The organism is Rhizobium sp. BK376, assembly GCF_004341625.1.
Classification (GTDB): domain Bacteria; phylum Pseudomonadota; class Alphaproteobacteria; order Rhizobiales; family Rhizobiaceae; genus Rhizobium.
The window spans coordinates 515,163-531,410 of sequence record NZ_SLZG01000002.1 but is presented as its reverse complement, the minus strand read 5'-3'; the positions used below and the strand labels follow the sequence as shown (position 1 = coordinate 531,410).

The window sequence follows — 16,248 nt, the reverse complement described above, 5'->3', positions numbered from 1 at the left end:
TCTATCGCCAGCGGCCATGTTGCAAATGTTCGGGCAACTCATCGCCTTCAACCGGATCGCTGTCAGAAACCTCACCAAGCAGATCAGCGAAGCTCTCCTGCGAAGTAGCTGCCCGACGCTTGAGAAAGATCTCCGCCGTTTCTACAGCGCCAATCTTTTGCGCCACGGCGGATGCAATCCACTGGTTCAGCGAGACGCCGTCCTGCTTCGCAAGACGCGCGGCTGCCTCCTTGACCGACAAAGGCAGCTTCAGGGGGTAGGTCGCTTTGCTCATTCCGGTTTGTCCAATAGAGCCGCAGGTCTCAGAATAAGAAGATCAAAAATCTTCGCCGCGGGCGCGAAGTCCTTGATATTGTATGTCACTAAAGCATCTGCACGGCTATTCACCGCGGCTTCCAACACAAGCTCGTCTTGCGGGTCCGCCAATTGCGGTCGCCATCGGAACTTGACGTCAACCGGCTCACAGAGAGTGGCAAAGGCCGAAAGCAATCGATCGACGCGTTCCGGTGAAAACCCATGAGCCGCAATCTGCTCCGGTCGCTTGAGAACCGCCTCATATTCTAGAAAGAGGGCAGTCGTAACAAGCGGCGTAAGCTGTCCCTCGGCTATTAAGTTTAAGAGTGCAAAGGACGCACCCCTCCGGCTCCTGAAGCCGGCCGTCAACACGTTTGTGTCTAAAACAACGCGCTTCATGTCCAATTTAATACATCCCATAGGATGTTAAAAGGCTTTCCTCGTCAAAGCCGCCCACAAAACGCATCCAGCCCATCCAACTTTACCGTCTCCACCGCAGCGCCAGGCACGAAGCCCGGCATCGGCAGGACCTCCTTCACCTTCATTCCCTTCGGCAGCGCCACCTGCACCGGCTTGCGGGCAAGGTTGAAGATGAAGAGCAGGGTCTCGCCGTGCTTCTCGCGGGTGAAGGCGAGGACGTCTTCCTTGGTGTTGACGAAGGTCAGGTCGCCATCGATCAGCGCCGGATGCGCCTTCCTCAAAGCGAGCGTGTGGCGGTAGTGCTGGAGCACGGAATCATTGTCCGCCTCCTGCTTGTCGACCGAAAGTGCTGCGTGCTGATAGGGAACCGGCAGCCAGGATTTTTCCGCCGTGGTGAAGCCGGCATGCACCCTACCCGCTTCCCATGGCATCGGCGTGCGGCATCCGTCACGGCCCTTGAAGGCCGGCCAGAAGCGGATGCCATAGGGATCGCGCAGGTCTTCGAAGGCGAGATCGGCTTCCGGCAGGCCCAGCTCTTCGCCCTGATAGAGGCAGATCGAGCCGCGCAGCGTCGACAGCAGCGAGATCGCCAGCTTGGCGATGCGCGGGCGCTCTTCTTCGGTCTTGGCAAAGCGGCTGACATGGCGGTTGACGTCATGGTTGGAGAAAGCCCAGCAAACCCAGCCGTCGCGCACGTTTTCCTGGAAGGCGCTGACGCAGCTGCGGAAATGCGCCGGCGTGAATTCCGGCCCGAGCAGGTCGAAGGTGTAGCACATATGCAGCTTGTCGCCATCGCTGGTATAGGCGGCCAGCGTCTGCAGCGAGCGGGCACCGTCGCCGACCTCCCCCACCGTCGTGCGATTCTCATATGTGTCGAGCAGCGCGCGCAGACGCTTCAGAAAGCCCAGATTTTCCGGCTGCGTCTTGTCGTAGAGATGGTTCTGCATGCCGTAGGGATTGGTATCGGGCGCGTCGAGGCCGGCATCGCTTTCATTGGCTTCGTGCGGCGGATTGCTTCGGAGCTGCTTGTCGCAGAAGTAATAGTTCACCGTATCGAGCCGGAAACCGTCGACGCCGCGGTCGAGCCAGAATCGCACGGCGGAAAGCACGGCGTCCTGCACATCGCGACTATGGAAGTTGAGATCGGGCTGCGATGTCAGGAAGTTGTGCTGGTAATATTGCCGGCGCACGCCATCCCATTCCCAGCCAGGGCCGCCGAAGATCGACAGCCAGTTGTTGGGCGCCGTTCCATCCGGCTTCGGATCGGCCCAGACATACCAGTCCGCCTTCGGATTGGTCCGGCTTGACCGGCTCTCGACAAACCAAGGATGACGATCGGAACTGTGCGAAATCACCTGGTCGATGATGACTTTGAGACCGAGTTCATGCGCCGCAACAAGCATCTCGTCGAAATCGGCCAGCGTCCCGAAGATAGGATCGACATCACAATAATCTGAAACGTCGTAGCCCATATCGGCCATGGGAGACGTGAAAAAGGGCGCAAGCCAGATCGCATCGACCCCCAGCGAGGCGATATGCGGCAGCCGTCTTGTGATCCCCTTGATGTCGCCAAGCCCGTTGGCGTCAGTATCCTGGAAGGATCGCGGATAGACCTGATAGATCACCGCACCGCGCCACCAGTCCTTCGCCGCCGCTTTGCCTGTTGATTCCATGGGACAATCCGCCTCCGCTCGCTCGCTTGATCGACGCACAAGTTAGCGGGCAGGCCGTAAAATACAATTCGAAAGACAGGCAAGCTTTGCCTTATTCCGCAAAAGACCGTGAAGCAGAACGGGGGCGCGGCTTATAGGTAGAAAGCGATCATTGCGCCACCCCCGCATTTAGGGGTTGAAAGCGACACCCTAATGGATAAGTTGCGACGTTGACCTGCACGTTAAGGTCACCTGCGGGAACAACGATAGACCTTGAAACAAGGCAAAAACCAGAAAGGTAGGGTCCGATCCTATGACATACATCAACAAAAAATTCCTTGCTTCGGCGCTTGCCGGCACGCTGCTCGCCTTCTCCGCGCATGCCGCGACCATCAATATCCACAATGGCGGCGACCCTACCTCGCTCGACCCACAGAAAATTTCCGGTGACTGGGAGAACCGCATCGACGGCGACATCTTCGAAGGTCTCGTCACCGAAGATCCGAAGGACAATCCGATCCCGGGCCAGGCCGAAAGCTGGAAGGTTTCCGACGACGGCAAGGTGTACACCTTCAAGCTGCGTGACGGCATCAAGTGGTCTGACGGTCAGCCGGTCACGGCGGACGACTTCGTCTTCGCCTTCCAGCGCCTGATGGATCCGAAGACCGCCGCCAACTACGCCTATCTGCAGTTCACCATCCACAACGCCGAGAAGATCAACAAGGGCGAAATCAAGGATTTCAGCCAGCTCGGCGTCAAGGCGCTTGACCCCAAGACGCTTGAAATCACGCTCGACAACCCGACCCCCTACTTCCTCAACGCCCTCATGCACTACACGGCCTATCCGCTGCCGAAGCATGTGGTCGAAGCCAAGGGCGATGACTGGGTCAAGATCGGCAACATCGTAACCAACGGTCCCTACAAGCCGACCGAATGGGTTCCGGGCTCGCACGTAACGACGGTCAAGAACGACCAGTACTGGGATGCCAAGGACGTCAAGATCGACGGCGCCACCTTCTACACTCTGGAAGACCAGTCTGCCGCGCTGAAGCGCTACCGCGCTGGCGAGTTCGATATTCTGACCTCCTTCCCCGCCGACCAGTATGAATGGATCAAGAAGAACCTGCCCGGACAGGCGCATGTGGTTCCGTTCCTCGGCACCTATTACTACGTGCTGAACGCCACCAAGCCGCCCTTCAACGACAAGCGCGTCCGCCAGGCCCTTTCCATGGCCGTCAACCGCGAAGTCATCGGCCCGAAGATCCTCGGCACCGGCGAACTGCCGATGTATTCCTGGGTCCCGCCGGGCACCGCGCATTATGGCGAGCCGGCCTATGTCAGCTGGAAGGATGAGCCCTATAGCCAGAAGGTCGCTGACGCCAAGAAGCTGCTCGCCGACGCAGGCTTCGGTCCCGACCATCCGCTGCATGCGCAGCTGCGCTACAACACCAACGACAACCACAAGAAGATTGCAGTCGCAATCGCTGCCATGTGGAAGCCGCTCGGCGTCGACGTCGAGCTCTACAACACCGAAACCAAGGTGCATTACGATGAAATGCAGCGCGGCCAGGTGGAAATCGGCCGTGCCGGCTGGCTCGCCGACTATAACGACCCGATCAACTTCCTGAACCTGCTTTCGACCGGCGTCGACATGAACTACGGCCGCTGGTCCAACGCTGACTATGACAAGCTGATCAATCAGGGCAACGCCGAAACCGACCTCACCAAGCGCGCCGCCATCTACAAGCAGGCTGAACAGCTCGCCCTCGACGACAGCGCTGCCATCCCGATCTACTACTACGTTTCTCAGAGCATCGTCTCTCCGAAGATCGAGGGCTACGAGGACAACGTACAGGACATCCACCGCACCCGCTGGCTGTCCGTCAAGCAGTAAAACAGGAAAAAGGACCCCTTTCGGCTGCAATGCCGAAGGGGTCTGTCCCCGCCCATGATCCGTTACGCTCTCCGTCGCCTGCTGTCGACAATCCCCGTTCTGTGGATTGCCGTGACAGTGTGTTTCTTCATCCTGCGCCTCGCGCCAGGCGGTCCCTTCGACGGCGAAAGGCCGTTGCCGCCGGCCGTGCTGAAAAATCTGGCCGCCCACTACAATCTGGATAAGCCACTGCTGCAGCAGTACGTCATCTACGTCACAGACGTGCTGAAGGGCGACCTCGGCCCCTCCTTCGCCAACCAGGACTTCACCGTCACGCAGCAGATCATGGGAGGCTTTCCCTATACGCTGACGATCGGCGGCTCGGCCTTCGTGCTGTCGCTCATGCTCGGCGTATTCGTCGGCTGTCTTGGCGCACTCTACCAGAACCGAGGTCCGGATTACTGGCTGGGTGGAGTGCTCCTGATCGGTCTGGTGTTGCCGAGCTTCCTGATCGCGCCGATCCTGCAGCTTGTCTTCGGCATCCAGCTTGCCTGGCTACCCGTCGGTGGCTGGGGTGACGGCTCGATCAAATACCTCATCCTGCCGGTCGTCGTCCTCGCCTTGCCGCATGCGGCCCGCATCTCGCGGCTGATGCGCGGCTCGATGATCGAGGTGATGAACCAGAACTTCATCCGCACCGCCAAGGCGAAGGGCATCGGCCCGCGGCTGACCGTCATGCGCCATGCGCTGAAGCCCGCCATGATGCCGGTGGTCTCCTATCTCGGCCCGGCGGCGAGCTATCTGCTGACCGGCTCGCTGATCGTCGAAACCATCTTCGGCCTGCCCGGCGTCGGCCGGTACTTCATCGCCGCAGCACTCAACCGCGACTACGGCATGGTGCTCGGCACGGTCATTTTCTACATGGGCCTGATCGTGCTCCTGAACTTGTTGGTCGACATCACCTATGCGTGGCTCGACCCGAAAGTGAGAATGCGATGATCCTCAATCCTGCCAAACGGGAATTGCTGGCGGCAGAACTGCTTGCCGCCGAAGGCCTCGCCGTGGAAGGCCGGTCGCTGACCAAGGATGCCATCCGCCGCCTGCTTCGCAACAAGGCGGCAGCGCTAGCCCTCGTCGTGCTGGCGCTCCTCGTCATCCTCGCGATCTTCGGACCGAGCCTCATTCCCTTCAACTACGAAGACCCGGATTGGAATGCGTTCCGCAGCCCACCGGATTTCGCCGCCGGCCACTATTTCGGAACCGACGCCAATGGCCGAGACCTGCTCGCACGCACGCTCTATGGCACGCGCGTCTCGCTGACGGTCGCGATCGTCGCCACCTTCGTATCCGTCTTCATTGGCGTGCTCTACGGCGCGGTGTCCGGCTATTTCGGCGGGCGACTGGACGCGATCATGATGCGCTTCGTCGATATCATGTACGCCCTGCCCTACATCCTCTTCGTCATCCTGCTGATGGTGATCTTCGGCCGCAACGTCTACCTGCTCTTTGCCGCGATCGGCGCGCTCGAGTGGCTGACCATGGCCCGCATCGTGCGCGGCCAGACGCTGTCGCTGAAACACCGCGAATTCATCGAGGCGGCGCGTGCCTCCGGCCAGCGGTCGTTCAAGATCATCCTCAAGCACATCGTCCCCAATCTTGTAGGGCCGGTCGTGATCTATGCGGCGCTGACCGTGCCCGAAATCATCGCGACAGAAAGCTTCCTCTCCTATCTCGGCTTCGGTGTACAGGAACCGCTCACCTCGCTCGGCACGCTGATCGCCGACGGCGCCGCTGGCATGGAGACCACGCCCTGGATGCTCTTCTTCCCCGCCGGCTTCCTTGTAGCCCTGTTGATGAGCCTGCTCTTCATCGGCGACGGCCTGCGGGACGCTTTCGATCCGAAGGATCGCTGACATGACGACCAACAAGAACAACGAAACGCTTCTCGAACTGAAGGACTATTCGATCACCTTCCGCACCCCGGAGGGCGATGTTGCCGCAGTATCGAAGATGAACTTGAAGGTCGGCCGCGGCGAGCGGATTGCCATCGTCGGCGAGTCAGGTTCCGGCAAGAGCCAGACCTTCCTTGGCTTGATGGGCCTGCTTGCCAAGAACGGCAAGACGTCGGGTCAGGCGCTGCTTGAAGGCAAGGACCTGCTGGCGCTGAAGCCCCGGCAGCTCGACCAGGTCCGCGGCAAGGACATGGCCATGGTCTTCCAGGACCCGATGACCGCCTTGAATCCGTCTCTCAGGATTTCGCGGCAACTGACTGAACAGCTTGAGGTTCACCGCGGCATGACGGCGCGCGCCGCCTCCGCTGCGGCCCTCGATATGCTGAAGAGGGTGGGCATCCCGGACCCGACGCGGCGCTACACGCTCTATCCGCACGAGCTTTCGGGCGGCATGCGCCAGCGTATCGTCATCGCCATGGCGCTCCTCACCAAGCCGAAGCTGCTGATCGCCGACGAACCGACGACCGCTCTCGACGTCACCATCCAGGCCCAGATTCTGGATCTTTTCAACGAGTTGACGGCGGAGATGAATACGGCGCTCGTCATGATCACTCACGATCTCGGCGTCGTTGCCGGCCTCGCTGACCGCGTTGCAGTCATGTATGCCGGCCGCATTGTCGAGGAAGCGCCGGTCGACGAATTGTTCGAGAACCCGGCCCATCCCTATACCGCAGCGCTGCACGCCTCGATCCCGCGCGCAGACCAGGATGTCGACGACCTCGCCGTCATCCCCGGCCGGCCGCCCAACCTGCAGCACCTGCCGAAGGGCTGCAACTTCTCGCCGCGCTGTTCGATGGTGCAGGACGACTGCATCGACCGGCCGCCCACGCTGGATGTTGTAGGCGAGCGCCATTGCGCAGCCTGCTTCCATCCCTTCCCTCGCCGCGAGGAGATCTTGGCCCATGACTGACATAACGCCTGAAGCCAAGAGCGCACGCACGCTGCTGAAGGTCGAGCACCTGACGACGCAATTCGAGTTGCCATCGAAATCCTTCTTCAAGCCGCCACTCCTGCTGACCGCCGTCAACGACGTCTCCTTCGAGCTGAAGGAAGGCCGCACGCTCGGCATCGTCGGCGAGTCCGGCTGCGGCAAGTCCACGCTCGGCCGCTCGATCCTGCGGCTGATCAAGGCGCAGAAGGGCCGCATCATGTGGCAGGGCAGCAATCTGCTGAACCTGTCCGACGAAGAGATGCGCGCCGCGCGCCGCGACATGCAGATCATCTTCCAGGACCCGATCGCCTCGCTCGATCCGCGCATGACCGTCGGCGACATCATCGCCGAGCCCTTGAGTGTCTTCGAGCCGAAGCTGACGAAGGCCGAACGACAGGCCCGCGTCCGTGAGATCATGAACGCGGTCGGCCTCGTGCCCGAAATGATCAACCGCTACCCACACGAGTTCTCCGGCGGCCAGGCCCAGCGCATCGGCATCGCCCGCGCCGTCGTCACACGCCCGAAGCTGATCGTCTGCGACGAGCCGGTCTCGGCCCTCGACGTCTCGATCCAGGGCCAGGTGATCACGCTGCTTCGCAAGCTGCGCAAGGAATTCGGCCTGACGCTGATCTTCATCAGCCACGACCTCTCCGTCGTCCGCCTGATCTCGGACGACGTGCTGGTGCTCTATCTCGGCAAGGTGGTCGAGGCTGGCGATTGCGCGACCGTCTTCGAACATCCGGCGCATCCCTATACGCAGGCGCTGTTTTCGGCAGCGCCCGTGCCGGACCCGAAGCTCGCCCGCCAGCGCAAGCGCATCCTGCTGCAGGGCGACCCACCCTCGCCGCTCAACCCGCCGCCGGGCTGCGTCTTCTCGCCCCGCTGCTGGAAGGCGACCGACGTCTGTCGCAAGGAAATGCCGCCGACGGAGCAGGTCAGGCCTGGGCAGACGGCTGCTTGCTATCATATGGACAGGCCTTAACAGCAGTACCGCCCTTGTCCGCAATGGACAATCTGACGCGATCTCAAGAACCCTCCCCACCCCCCACAAGGGGAGGGGTCTTGCCGCACCGCTCAAACTTCAATTGAGGCAAAACGGCACCGCTAATTCTTCTCCCCCCTTGTAGGGGAGATGGCCGGTTGGCCAGAAAGGGTCTTTCTCAAAACCCTCCCCCATCCTTGCCTCCACCGCCCCGAACGCGTATCAGCAATACCGACAAGGCATTGGGAGTCGTGGCATTGAGCGGGCGTTTTCTGTCGATTGGTGAGTGCATGGTGGAGCTGTCGCAGGCCAAGGACGGGCATCTGCGAAAGGGTTTTGCCGGAGATACCTTCAACACCGCCTGGTATGCCCGCGCATGCCTGACCGACGATTGGACGGTCGATTATTTCACCGCCCTTGGCGACGACGCCATGTCCGATGAGATGGCAGCATTCATCGCGAAAGCAGGCATCGGCACGAGCTATATCCGCCGTATCCGCGGCAAGACGCCCGGCCTCTACATGATCAACCTGAAGGACGGCGAGCGCTCGTTCAGCTATTGGCGCGACAGCTCTGCCGCACGCCAGCTGGCGGCGGACGGCGACTGGCTGCGCGAGGCGATCGAAGCCTCGGACGTTATCTATTTCTCCGGCATCACGCTCGCCATCCTGTCTCATGAGGATGCCGAAACGCTGTTTTCGGAATTGCGCCGCGCCAAGGCGATCGGCAAGCTCGTTGTCTTCGATCCGAATCTGCGTCCCCGGCTCTGGTCGAGCTTCGATGCCATGCACACGACGATCAGCGAGGGCGCCCGCACCTCGACGATCGTCATGCCTAGCTTCGATGACGAGGCGTCCCATTTCGGCGACGACTCCATCTCGGCCACCATCCACCGTTACCGCGCGCTCGGCGCCCGCATGGTCGTCGTCAAGAATGGCGCCGAGGGAGCGACGATCGGCACGGCTGACGGCGAGACCCTGGTTCCGGCCGTGAAAGTAGCGAAGATTGTCGACACGACCAGCGCCGGCGACAGCTTCAACGGCGCGTTCCTCGCCGAATATCTGAAGGCCCACGATGCCGTCGCGGCCGCCCGCTTCGCTGCCGTCATCGCGGGAAAAGTCATCGGGGAGCACGGTGCCTTGGTCGCTCCGGAGAAGCTGCATCTGGAAAAGCTCGTCGCGCACAAGGATTAGAGCAATTCCAGCAAAAGTGTCACACGATTTTGCGTCCGGAATTGCGTCAAATCAAAGAGATAGAGCGCTTTCGCGATTCGAAGAAAAGCGGAAGCGCTCTAGTCAGAGGATTGCCAGGAGCTTGGCAAAGAGGGTCGCGATCTTCAAAGCCGTGTCGGTCGCCTTGACGATATCCTGAATGTCGTCGAGAACATCGCTGACTTCCTTCTTTGCGCTTTTCATACCCGAAGTCAGCGCCCCATAGGCTGCGCTCGAGGCGTTGAGGCTCTGCGCCACCATCTCATCCAGTTCGTCGTCCAGCTTGTGATAGATATCGAGGAAGACGGCGCCATCCTTTGCCGCCTTGGCATCGTGAAAGCCAAGCTGGGCGGCAGCAATGGCCGAGCGAATGCAATCATATGCGGCCTTGTTCGTCGTCATGATTGACCTCCCTTGGGCAAGGCATCCGAGAATGCCTGGAGCTGTTTCGTTGCATCGATGAAGGATTGGAGCGACAGGGAGTCGGAGGTGGATTTGGCGAGCGCCGCATGGGCAGCAACCATCTTGTCGAGAACCGTGATGTAGTTCGCTTGCTGCGCGCCGCCGGTCGCCACAAGCAACCCGATTGAATTCTCCATGCTTGCCTGCTCCTCCAGGGAGTTGCGATAGGCCTGGTATTTCTCGTCCGCACTGCTCCCGGCCTGAATCGTATCAAGCGCCGTCTTCTTCTCGGTCAACCACTCATCGTAGTGCCTTTGGACCTGGCCGGCCACTTTTGCGAGATCGGAGCCCAATATCTCCCGCCCTTTGACGACCGACGGATGCGCCCTGACGATGGCCTTGTGAATGCGGTCGAGCGCCGCCTGCGTCACGACCGTCTTGACGACCTTCTCGCTGGCATCGGACACGGTCTGGAAGTTCTTTGCCTCGGACAGATGGGGGAGCGCCGTCGTTGCGGCCTTCTGCAGATTGTCGACGGCGGTGTCCAAGCTGTCACCCTGCACGCCACTTGCCGCGGCAGCGAGGGCGTCGCCGTAGTCCGCAAGCGCCTTGGCGTAGGCGATCCTGACATCCCAGACTTTGCCTGTCGCCTTCGTCGGCTTGACCTCAAGAGGAAACTCATACGGCCCGCCACCGCGCATGAATTGCGTCGCCTGATCTTCCGTCGCAATATCGGCGACAAGCTTGTTGTCGATGGTGCGCGCATCCTGTGTGGCGGTGGCCACAGCCTTCGCCGCATCGCCGAAGCTCTTGATATTTTGGGCATCTATGGTCGCAGTACACCCTGCCGCGCCCGCCAAGGAGAGCACAGCGAGAAATCTCGCAAATGGATACATTTCAATCCCCCTCAACCCTGAGGGGATTGTTAGCAAAGTCTCGGCGCAGTTCAACAGAAATATTTACTAAAAAGAGCATTTTTAAATAATACAACCTTAGAGACTGCGCGGTTGCGGTGACTCCAATGTCCGTATGAGGGTTCGAAGGGGATGACGTAACACTGTAATATTTCCATCATGGATGCCCCGCAAAATAAGGCCGGCGCGGGAATCATCTTCGCTGATACGGCAAAGAGTTGTGCCGACACCATGAGGGTGCGGCGCGAACGGATTGTTTTGGACATGTTGCAACGTTTGTCGGATATCGACCACAAGACCTGGGCTGAGGCGGCCGCTGCCATGGCAGTACCCGAACGTCTGCTGATCGTCACGGATGCCTGGCACCCTCAGGTCAACGGTGTCGTACGTTCGATCGAGAATACCAACCGTGAACTTTCCAAGCTCGGCATCGACGTGTCCATGATCACGCCGGAAGGTTTCCCCAGCATCCCCTGCCCGACCTATCCGGAGATTCGTCTATCGATAGCGAGCTACCGCCGCGTCGCTGCAGAGATCGCAAGGATTACGCCATCCTACGTGCACATTGCCACCGAAGGACCCCTGGGCCTGACCGCCCGCCGCTGGTGCCTGAAGAACGGCATGCCGTTTTCGACAAGCTATCACACCCGCTTTCCCGAATATGTCGCCGCCCGCCTGCCGATCCCGGAAAGCTGGCTCTATGCCTTCGTGAAGTGGTTTCACAATGCCGGTTCGGGCTGCATGGTCGCAACGCCAAGCCTTGCCAGCGAATTGAAGGCCAAGGGCATCAACAATCTCATGCCCTGGAGCCGCGGCATCGATTCCACGCTCTTCCATCCGCAGGAACAGCAGGACAATCCCTTCGGCCTGCCCCGCCCGATCTTCATGACCGTGGGCCGCGTCGCGCTGGAAAAGAACCTGCCTGCCTTCCTGGAACTCGATCTGCCGGGCTCGAAGGTCGTGGTCGGCGATGGACCGGCCCGGGCTGAACTGCAGAAGCAATATCCCGAAGTGCTCTTCACCGGCGCCAAGTTTGGCACGGAACTCGCCGAAGCCTATGCGCAGGCCGACGTCTTCGTCTTCCCGTCGAAGACCGATACGTTCGGTAACACCATCATCGAGGCACTCGCGAGCGGCGTCCCTGTCGCCGCCTATCCGGTGACTGGACCCGGCGACATCCTGGGCGGCCACGAGACGGCAGGCGCTGTCCACGAGGACCTGCGGCAGGCATGCCTTGCCGCCCTCTCCTGCTCCCGTGAAGCGGCCCGCGCGCTGGCGCTCAACTATTCCTGGACAGCGGCAACCGCGCAGTTCATCGAAAACGTCCGGGTGGCCAACCATCGCGGCCGCATGATCGGCAGGGCTGCAAAGCAGGCCTGATGTTTTTTGGGTGCCATGCCCGGCTGCTGACAGCTCTTTTCGTCATTCTCGGGCTTGTCCCGAGAATCTGCAATCGCCTGATTGTGTTGACGTGTTTAGATCCTCGGCACAAGGCCGAGGATGACGTCGAGAGGCTAGACCTCAGACGTCACACAGCACCTTCCAAACGAGAAAAAATCAGCGCTTCTTCTTGTTTTCGAAGGGATTTTCTGACGAGCGGAAATGGATGCGGATCGGCACGCCCGGCATGGCAAAATCCTGGCGCAAACCGTTGATCAGATAGCGCACGTAGGATTCCGGCAACGCGTCGGAACGCGTGCAGTTGATCATGAAGGCCGGCGGGCGGGCCTTGACCTGCGTCATGTATTTCAGCTTGATGCGGCGGCCGGAAACCGCCGGTGGCGGATGCTGGACCTGCTGCGTTTCGAGCCAGCGATTGAGCTTGGCGGTCGAGACACGCTTGTTCCAGACCTTGTCGGTATCGACGATCGACTGCATCAGCCGGTCGAGCCCGTCGCCCGTCTGGCCTGATATCGGCACGGCGCGAATGCCGCGCGCCTGCGGCAGCAGCCGGTCGGTCTTTTCACGCAGGTCGGCAAGCACGGCCTGCCGGTCGTCGATCATGTCCCACTTGTTGAAGGCAAGCACGGCCGCGCGGCCTTCGCGGATGACGAGATCGACGATCTGCAGATCCTGCTTCTCGAACGGGATCGTCGCGTCGAAGACGATGACAACGATCTCGGCAAAGCGAATGGCGCGCAGCGTATCGGCGACGGAAAGCTTCTCCAGCTTTTCGATCACGCGTGCCTTGCGGCGCATGCCTGCCGTGTCGAACATCTTGACCGTGCGTCCGCGCCAGGACCAATCGACGGAAATGGAATCGCGAGTGATGCCCGCCTCGGGGCCGGTCAGCAGGCGCTCTTCGCCGAGGTAGCGGTTGATCAGCGTCGACTTGCCGGCGTTCGGACGGCCGACGATCGCCACCCGGAGCGGCCTCGTGTCGTCATAGGCCGGTTCTTCGTCTTCTTCTTCGCCTTCGGCCAGTTGCGGAATGTCGACATCGGTGACGGCGACATCTTCTTTCTTCGGATAGGCCCGCTCCTTGCCGATCACGTCGACGATCGCGTCGCGAAGGTCGATCATGCCCTGGCCATGCTCGGCCGAGATCGGCACAGGCTCGCCCAGCCCGAGCGAATAGGCGTCGTAGAAACCGCTGTCGGACCCGCGCGCCTCGGACTTGTTGGCGACAAGCACGACCGGCTTGCCGCTGCGGCGAAGCATCTCGGCCAGCGCCTGGTCAACCGGCGTCAGGCCAGTCTTTGCGTCGACAACGAAAAGCGAGACGTCAGCCTCTTCGATTGCGGCCTCCGTCTGCAGGCGCATGCGACCCTGCAGGCTTTCCTCGTCAGCCTCTTCGAGGCCGGCGGTGTCGACGATGGTGAAGTTGAGACCCATCAGCCGCGCATCGCCCGGCCTGCGGTCGCGTGTTACGCCCGGCGTATCATCGACAAGCGCCAGCTTCTTGCCAACCAGACGGTTGAACAGCGTGGACTTGCCGACATTCGGGCGACCGACGATGGCGACCGTAAAACTCATGGAATGATGTTTCCCCTCTAGCAATTCCAGCAGAAGTGTAACGCGGTTTTGCGTCCGGAATTGCGTCTAAATGCTCTAGCCCTTGGCGACGGGCGCCTTGCCTGACGCGGTGATGATATCAAGCATCATCTGCGCACGATTGGCAATATTGCGCGGGCTCTGGGCATCGTCGGCGATCGCCTGGAACCATTCCCGAGCCTTGGCGAAATTACCGGCCTTGTAGGCGGCAAGACCGAGAACCTCGCGGGCGGAGCCACGGAAACTGTTGCTGGGCACAGCCATTTCCTCGACCTCCGCAGAAACCTGCTCATAGGTGCCGGTCTCGACCAGCAGGAAGCCGGCACGGATGCGGGCTGCATCCTGGATCACGGCCGGGGCGCTCGAATCCTTGCCGATCACGCTAAAAGCGGCAATCGCACCGGCCTTATCGCCCTTCTGCGCCAGCAGCGTTGCCGCGCGCATCTGCGCAAGCAGCGGATAATCGCCGTGGCCGTTCTTCTCGATGGCCGTCAGCGCCGCCAGCGCTTCATCGGGCTTGTTCTGGTCGGCGAGCGCCAGCGCTGCGATGAACTTGTCGCCCGTGTCGCTAGCCTGATTGCTCGCCCAGTAGCGATAAGCGCTATAGGCTGCAGTACCGAGAACGATCAGGACAGCGACAGCGATAATGACGCGGCTGAAACGGCGCCAGACGAACCGCAACCGGTCCGAACGCAGTTCTTCGTTCACCTCGCGGATAAAGCTGTCGTCGTTGAATGCCATTCTCGTCTCCGGCCTGCAAAACCAAGGCATCCGCCTGGATGCCACGCATGAAGGGGCCTTCTACTCCATTTTGCGGTTTATGTAAGGGGGAGAGGCAGAAATCATAGCATTGCGAGCGGCGAAACCCCGATAATCCACTCGTGAAGCTTAAAGAGGATCAGTGCCCAGGCAACGGCGCCAATGATGACGGCCAGCAGATCGTAACGCGCCGATACGAAGGGCCGGAGCGTCAGTTCGCCCGCCCGCTCCCGGCGCTTGAGCGATATGCGCAGCACGACGCCCCAAGCGAGGAAGGCGGCAAAGAGCAGGACGGAGGCGCTGTCGCCATTCACCAGCAGATGCGCGAGCGCCCAGATCTTCACCGACAGCACCATCGGATGCTTTGTCTTGGTCGCGATATACCCCGCCGGCAGCAGCGAGGCGGTCAGACAGATCAGCGCCAGCAGCATCAGCAGCAACGTCAGGTGCACCATGCCCTGAGGCGGCGTATAGAGCACCGTCGTCTGGGTGCGCGCGATGCCGAAGCCATAGATCAGCAGGATCAGCGTCAGGATGCTGGCAACCGAATAGACGCCGCGCCACGCGGAAACGCCCATGCGCTCCACCATAGACTGCCGAAAGCCGGGCGCGACGACCCGGATGAGATGTACGCCAAGAAATAGAATAATGCCGACGACGAGCACTGCCATGGCTTAAAATCCCTTTGCCCCGATATGCCTATCAATTATCGACTTGCGCGAGAAAATTCCACCGGCTTCAAAGCTTTGCCGCATTCCTGCGACAGGGAAACCACAAAGCAAATTGTCGCGGTGCTCATGTTTCGATTCATTTCAGCTGTTTCAGTCGCCCTTTCTGTTCTCTTGCCGGTCGCAGTCCACGCGGACGAAAAGCCGAAGCAGATCGTGCTGATCTCCTTCGATGGCGCCCATGACGTCAAGCTCTGGACGAGGAGCCGCGAGATCGCCACGCGGAACGGCGCGCATTTCACCTATTTTCTCTCCTGCACCTTCCTGATGAACCACGATCAGGCCAAGGCCTATCAGGCACCGGGCCAGAAGCCCGGCAAATCCAATGTCGGCTTCGCCAAGAGCGAGGATGACGTACGTGAGCGCATCGCCAATATCTGGGCGGCGCATCTGGAGGGCAGCGATATTTCCAGCCATGCCTGTGGCCATTTCGACGGCAAGAAGTGGACCGAGGCAGACTGGGAGCACGAATTCATGAGCGCCCGCGTGGCGTTGCGGGATGCGTGGAAAAAAGTCGGCGAAGCAGACAAGGAGCCGCAGGGCTGGGAAGATTTTGCCACCCACGACGTCAAAGGTTTCCGTGCGCCCTATCTCTCGACCAGCGATGGTCTTGTGCCCGCGGAAAAGGCCATGGGCTTCCAATATGACGCCAGCCTCGTCACCAAGGGACCGCTGATGCCGCAAAAGGTCGGCGATCTCTACCGCTTCGGCCTGCCGCTCATTCCCTATGGCCCCGACCACCATCCCGTTATCGGCATGGACTACAATTTTTATGTCCACGATTCCAAGGGCGTCGAGGACAAGGCGCAATCCAAGACCTATGAGGACCGCGCCTTCACCGCCTACGAGGACGCCTTCAGGCAACAATATGAGGGCGAGCGCATCCCCCTACAATTCGGCTTCCACTTCGTAGAGATGAACGCCGGCGCCTATTGGAACGCGCTCGACCGCTTCGTCAGCGACGTCTGCCACAAGCCTGACGTCGCCTGCGTCAGCTATTCCGAGGCGCTGCCTGTCATCGCGGCAAGGGGCAAGCCGCAGCAGGCGGCCGGGTTACAGAACTGATCCGTTACACG

16 protein-coding genes are annotated in these 16,248 nt (G+C 60.6%); 8 read left to right on the top strand and 8 right to left on the bottom strand.

Annotated features, from left to right (window positions below; translation table 11 throughout):
- Nucleotide 1 precedes the first annotated feature (1 nt).
- From EV561_RS07110 to EV561_RS07100, 3 genes are read right to left on the bottom strand one after another with little or no spacing between them, the layout of a single operon-like run.
- Nucleotides 2-274 carry a pilus assembly protein HicB gene (locus EV561_RS07110; protein ID WP_132519127.1) on the bottom strand — a complete coding sequence of 91 codons (273 nt, stop codon included), beginning with the start codon at nucleotides 272-274 and terminating at the stop codon, nucleotides 2-4.
- Nucleotides 271-693 (bottom strand): putative toxin-antitoxin system toxin component, PIN family, encoded by a 423-nt coding sequence (locus EV561_RS07105; RefSeq protein ID WP_132519906.1) that lies wholly within the window; start codon nucleotides 691-693, stop codon nucleotides 271-273. The genes EV561_RS07110 and EV561_RS07105 overlap by 4 nt, the downstream gene beginning before the upstream one ends.
- Before the next feature lie 44 nt (nucleotides 694-737).
- Nucleotides 738-2,387 carry an alpha-glucosidase family protein gene (locus EV561_RS07100; protein WP_132519124.1) on the bottom strand — a complete coding sequence of 550 codons (1,650 nt, stop codon included), beginning with the start codon at nucleotides 2,385-2,387 and terminating at the stop codon, nucleotides 738-740.
- 292 nt (nucleotides 2,388-2,679) lie between these two features.
- On the opposite strand from EV561_RS07100, the gene EV561_RS07095 reads away from it, so the two are divergent.
- The 6 genes from EV561_RS07095 to EV561_RS07070 all read left to right on the top strand — a co-directional run bounded on the left by EV561_RS07095 (nucleotide 2,680) and on the right by EV561_RS07070 (nucleotide 9,357).
- Nucleotides 2,680-4,260 carry a peptide ABC transporter substrate-binding protein gene (locus EV561_RS07095; protein WP_132519121.1) on the top strand — a complete coding sequence of 527 codons (1,581 nt, stop codon included), beginning with the start codon at nucleotides 2,680-2,682 and terminating at the stop codon, nucleotides 4,258-4,260.
- Between the two features lie 54 nt (nucleotides 4,261-4,314).
- A complete protein-coding gene (locus tag EV561_RS07090; protein WP_132519118.1) occupies nucleotides 4,315-5,238 on the top strand; it encodes an ABC transporter permease subunit in 924 nt (307 codons plus the stop codon).
- Nucleotides 5,235-6,152 (top strand): ABC transporter permease subunit, encoded by a 918-nt coding sequence (locus tag EV561_RS07085; protein WP_132519115.1) that lies wholly within the window; start codon nucleotides 5,235-5,237, stop codon nucleotides 6,150-6,152. Before EV561_RS07090 ends, EV561_RS07085 begins: the two co-directional genes overlap by 4 nt.
- A gap of 1 nt (nucleotide 6,153) precedes the next feature.
- Nucleotides 6,154-7,161 (top strand): ABC transporter ATP-binding protein, encoded by a 1,008-nt coding sequence (locus EV561_RS07080; RefSeq protein ID WP_132519112.1) that lies wholly within the window; start codon nucleotides 6,154-6,156, stop codon nucleotides 7,159-7,161.
- Nucleotides 7,154-8,164, top strand: a complete 1,011-nt coding sequence (locus tag EV561_RS07075) for an oligopeptide/dipeptide ABC transporter ATP-binding protein (RefSeq protein ID WP_132519109.1) — start codon at nucleotides 7,154-7,156, stop codon at nucleotides 8,162-8,164. The genes EV561_RS07080 and EV561_RS07075 overlap by 8 nt, the downstream gene beginning before the upstream one ends.
- A 257-nt stretch (nucleotides 8,165-8,421) precedes the next feature.
- Nucleotides 8,422-9,357 (top strand): sugar kinase, encoded by a 936-nt coding sequence (locus EV561_RS07070; RefSeq protein ID WP_132519106.1) that lies wholly within the window; start codon nucleotides 8,422-8,424, stop codon nucleotides 9,355-9,357.
- Nucleotides 9,358-9,459: 102 nt separating this feature from the next.
- On the opposite strand, the gene EV561_RS07065 is transcribed toward EV561_RS07070, so the two are convergent.
- Together EV561_RS07065 and EV561_RS07060 are read right to left on the bottom strand one after the other, a co-directional pair.
- Nucleotides 9,460-9,777 (bottom strand): hypothetical protein, encoded by a 318-nt coding sequence (locus EV561_RS07065; RefSeq protein WP_132519103.1) that lies wholly within the window; start codon nucleotides 9,775-9,777, stop codon nucleotides 9,460-9,462.
- A complete protein-coding gene (locus EV561_RS07060) occupies nucleotides 9,774-10,673 on the bottom strand; it encodes a hypothetical protein (protein ID WP_132519100.1) in 900 nt (299 codons plus the stop codon). Before EV561_RS07060 ends, EV561_RS07065 begins: the two co-directional genes overlap by 4 nt.
- Before the next feature lie 339 nt (nucleotides 10,674-11,012).
- On the opposite strand from EV561_RS07060, the gene EV561_RS07055 reads away from it, so the two are divergent.
- Complete coding sequence (locus tag EV561_RS07055; RefSeq protein WP_245512625.1) at nucleotides 11,013-12,071, top strand: glycosyltransferase family 1 protein; 1,059 nt, start codon at nucleotides 11,013-11,015, stop codon at nucleotides 12,069-12,071.
- Between the two features lie 177 nt (nucleotides 12,072-12,248).
- Here EV561_RS07055 and der read toward each other — a convergent pair whose 3' ends face one another.
- The 3 genes from der to EV561_RS07035 form a co-directional block, all read right to left on the bottom strand.
- A complete protein-coding gene (gene der / locus EV561_RS07045; RefSeq protein ID WP_132519091.1) occupies nucleotides 12,249-13,667 on the bottom strand; it encodes a ribosome biogenesis GTPase Der in 1,419 nt (472 codons plus the stop codon).
- A gap of 75 nt (nucleotides 13,668-13,742) precedes the next feature.
- Nucleotides 13,743-14,426, bottom strand: coding sequence for a tetratricopeptide repeat protein (locus tag EV561_RS07040; protein ID WP_132519088.1), 684 nt, complete (start codon nucleotides 14,424-14,426; stop codon nucleotides 13,743-13,745).
- Between the two features lie 101 nt (nucleotides 14,427-14,527).
- Complete coding sequence (locus tag EV561_RS07035; protein WP_132519085.1) at nucleotides 14,528-15,115, bottom strand: NnrU family protein; 588 nt, start codon at nucleotides 15,113-15,115, stop codon at nucleotides 14,528-14,530.
- Nucleotides 15,116-15,241: 126 nt separating this feature from the next.
- Here EV561_RS07035 and EV561_RS07030 point away from each other — a divergent pair, with 126 nt between their 5' ends.
- The gene (locus tag EV561_RS07030; protein WP_132519082.1) at nucleotides 15,242-16,237 is read left to right on the top strand and encodes a polysaccharide deacetylase; all 996 of its coding nucleotides are present in this window, start codon (nucleotides 15,242-15,244) and stop codon (nucleotides 16,235-16,237) included.
- Nucleotides 16,238-16,248: the final 11 nt, after the last annotated feature.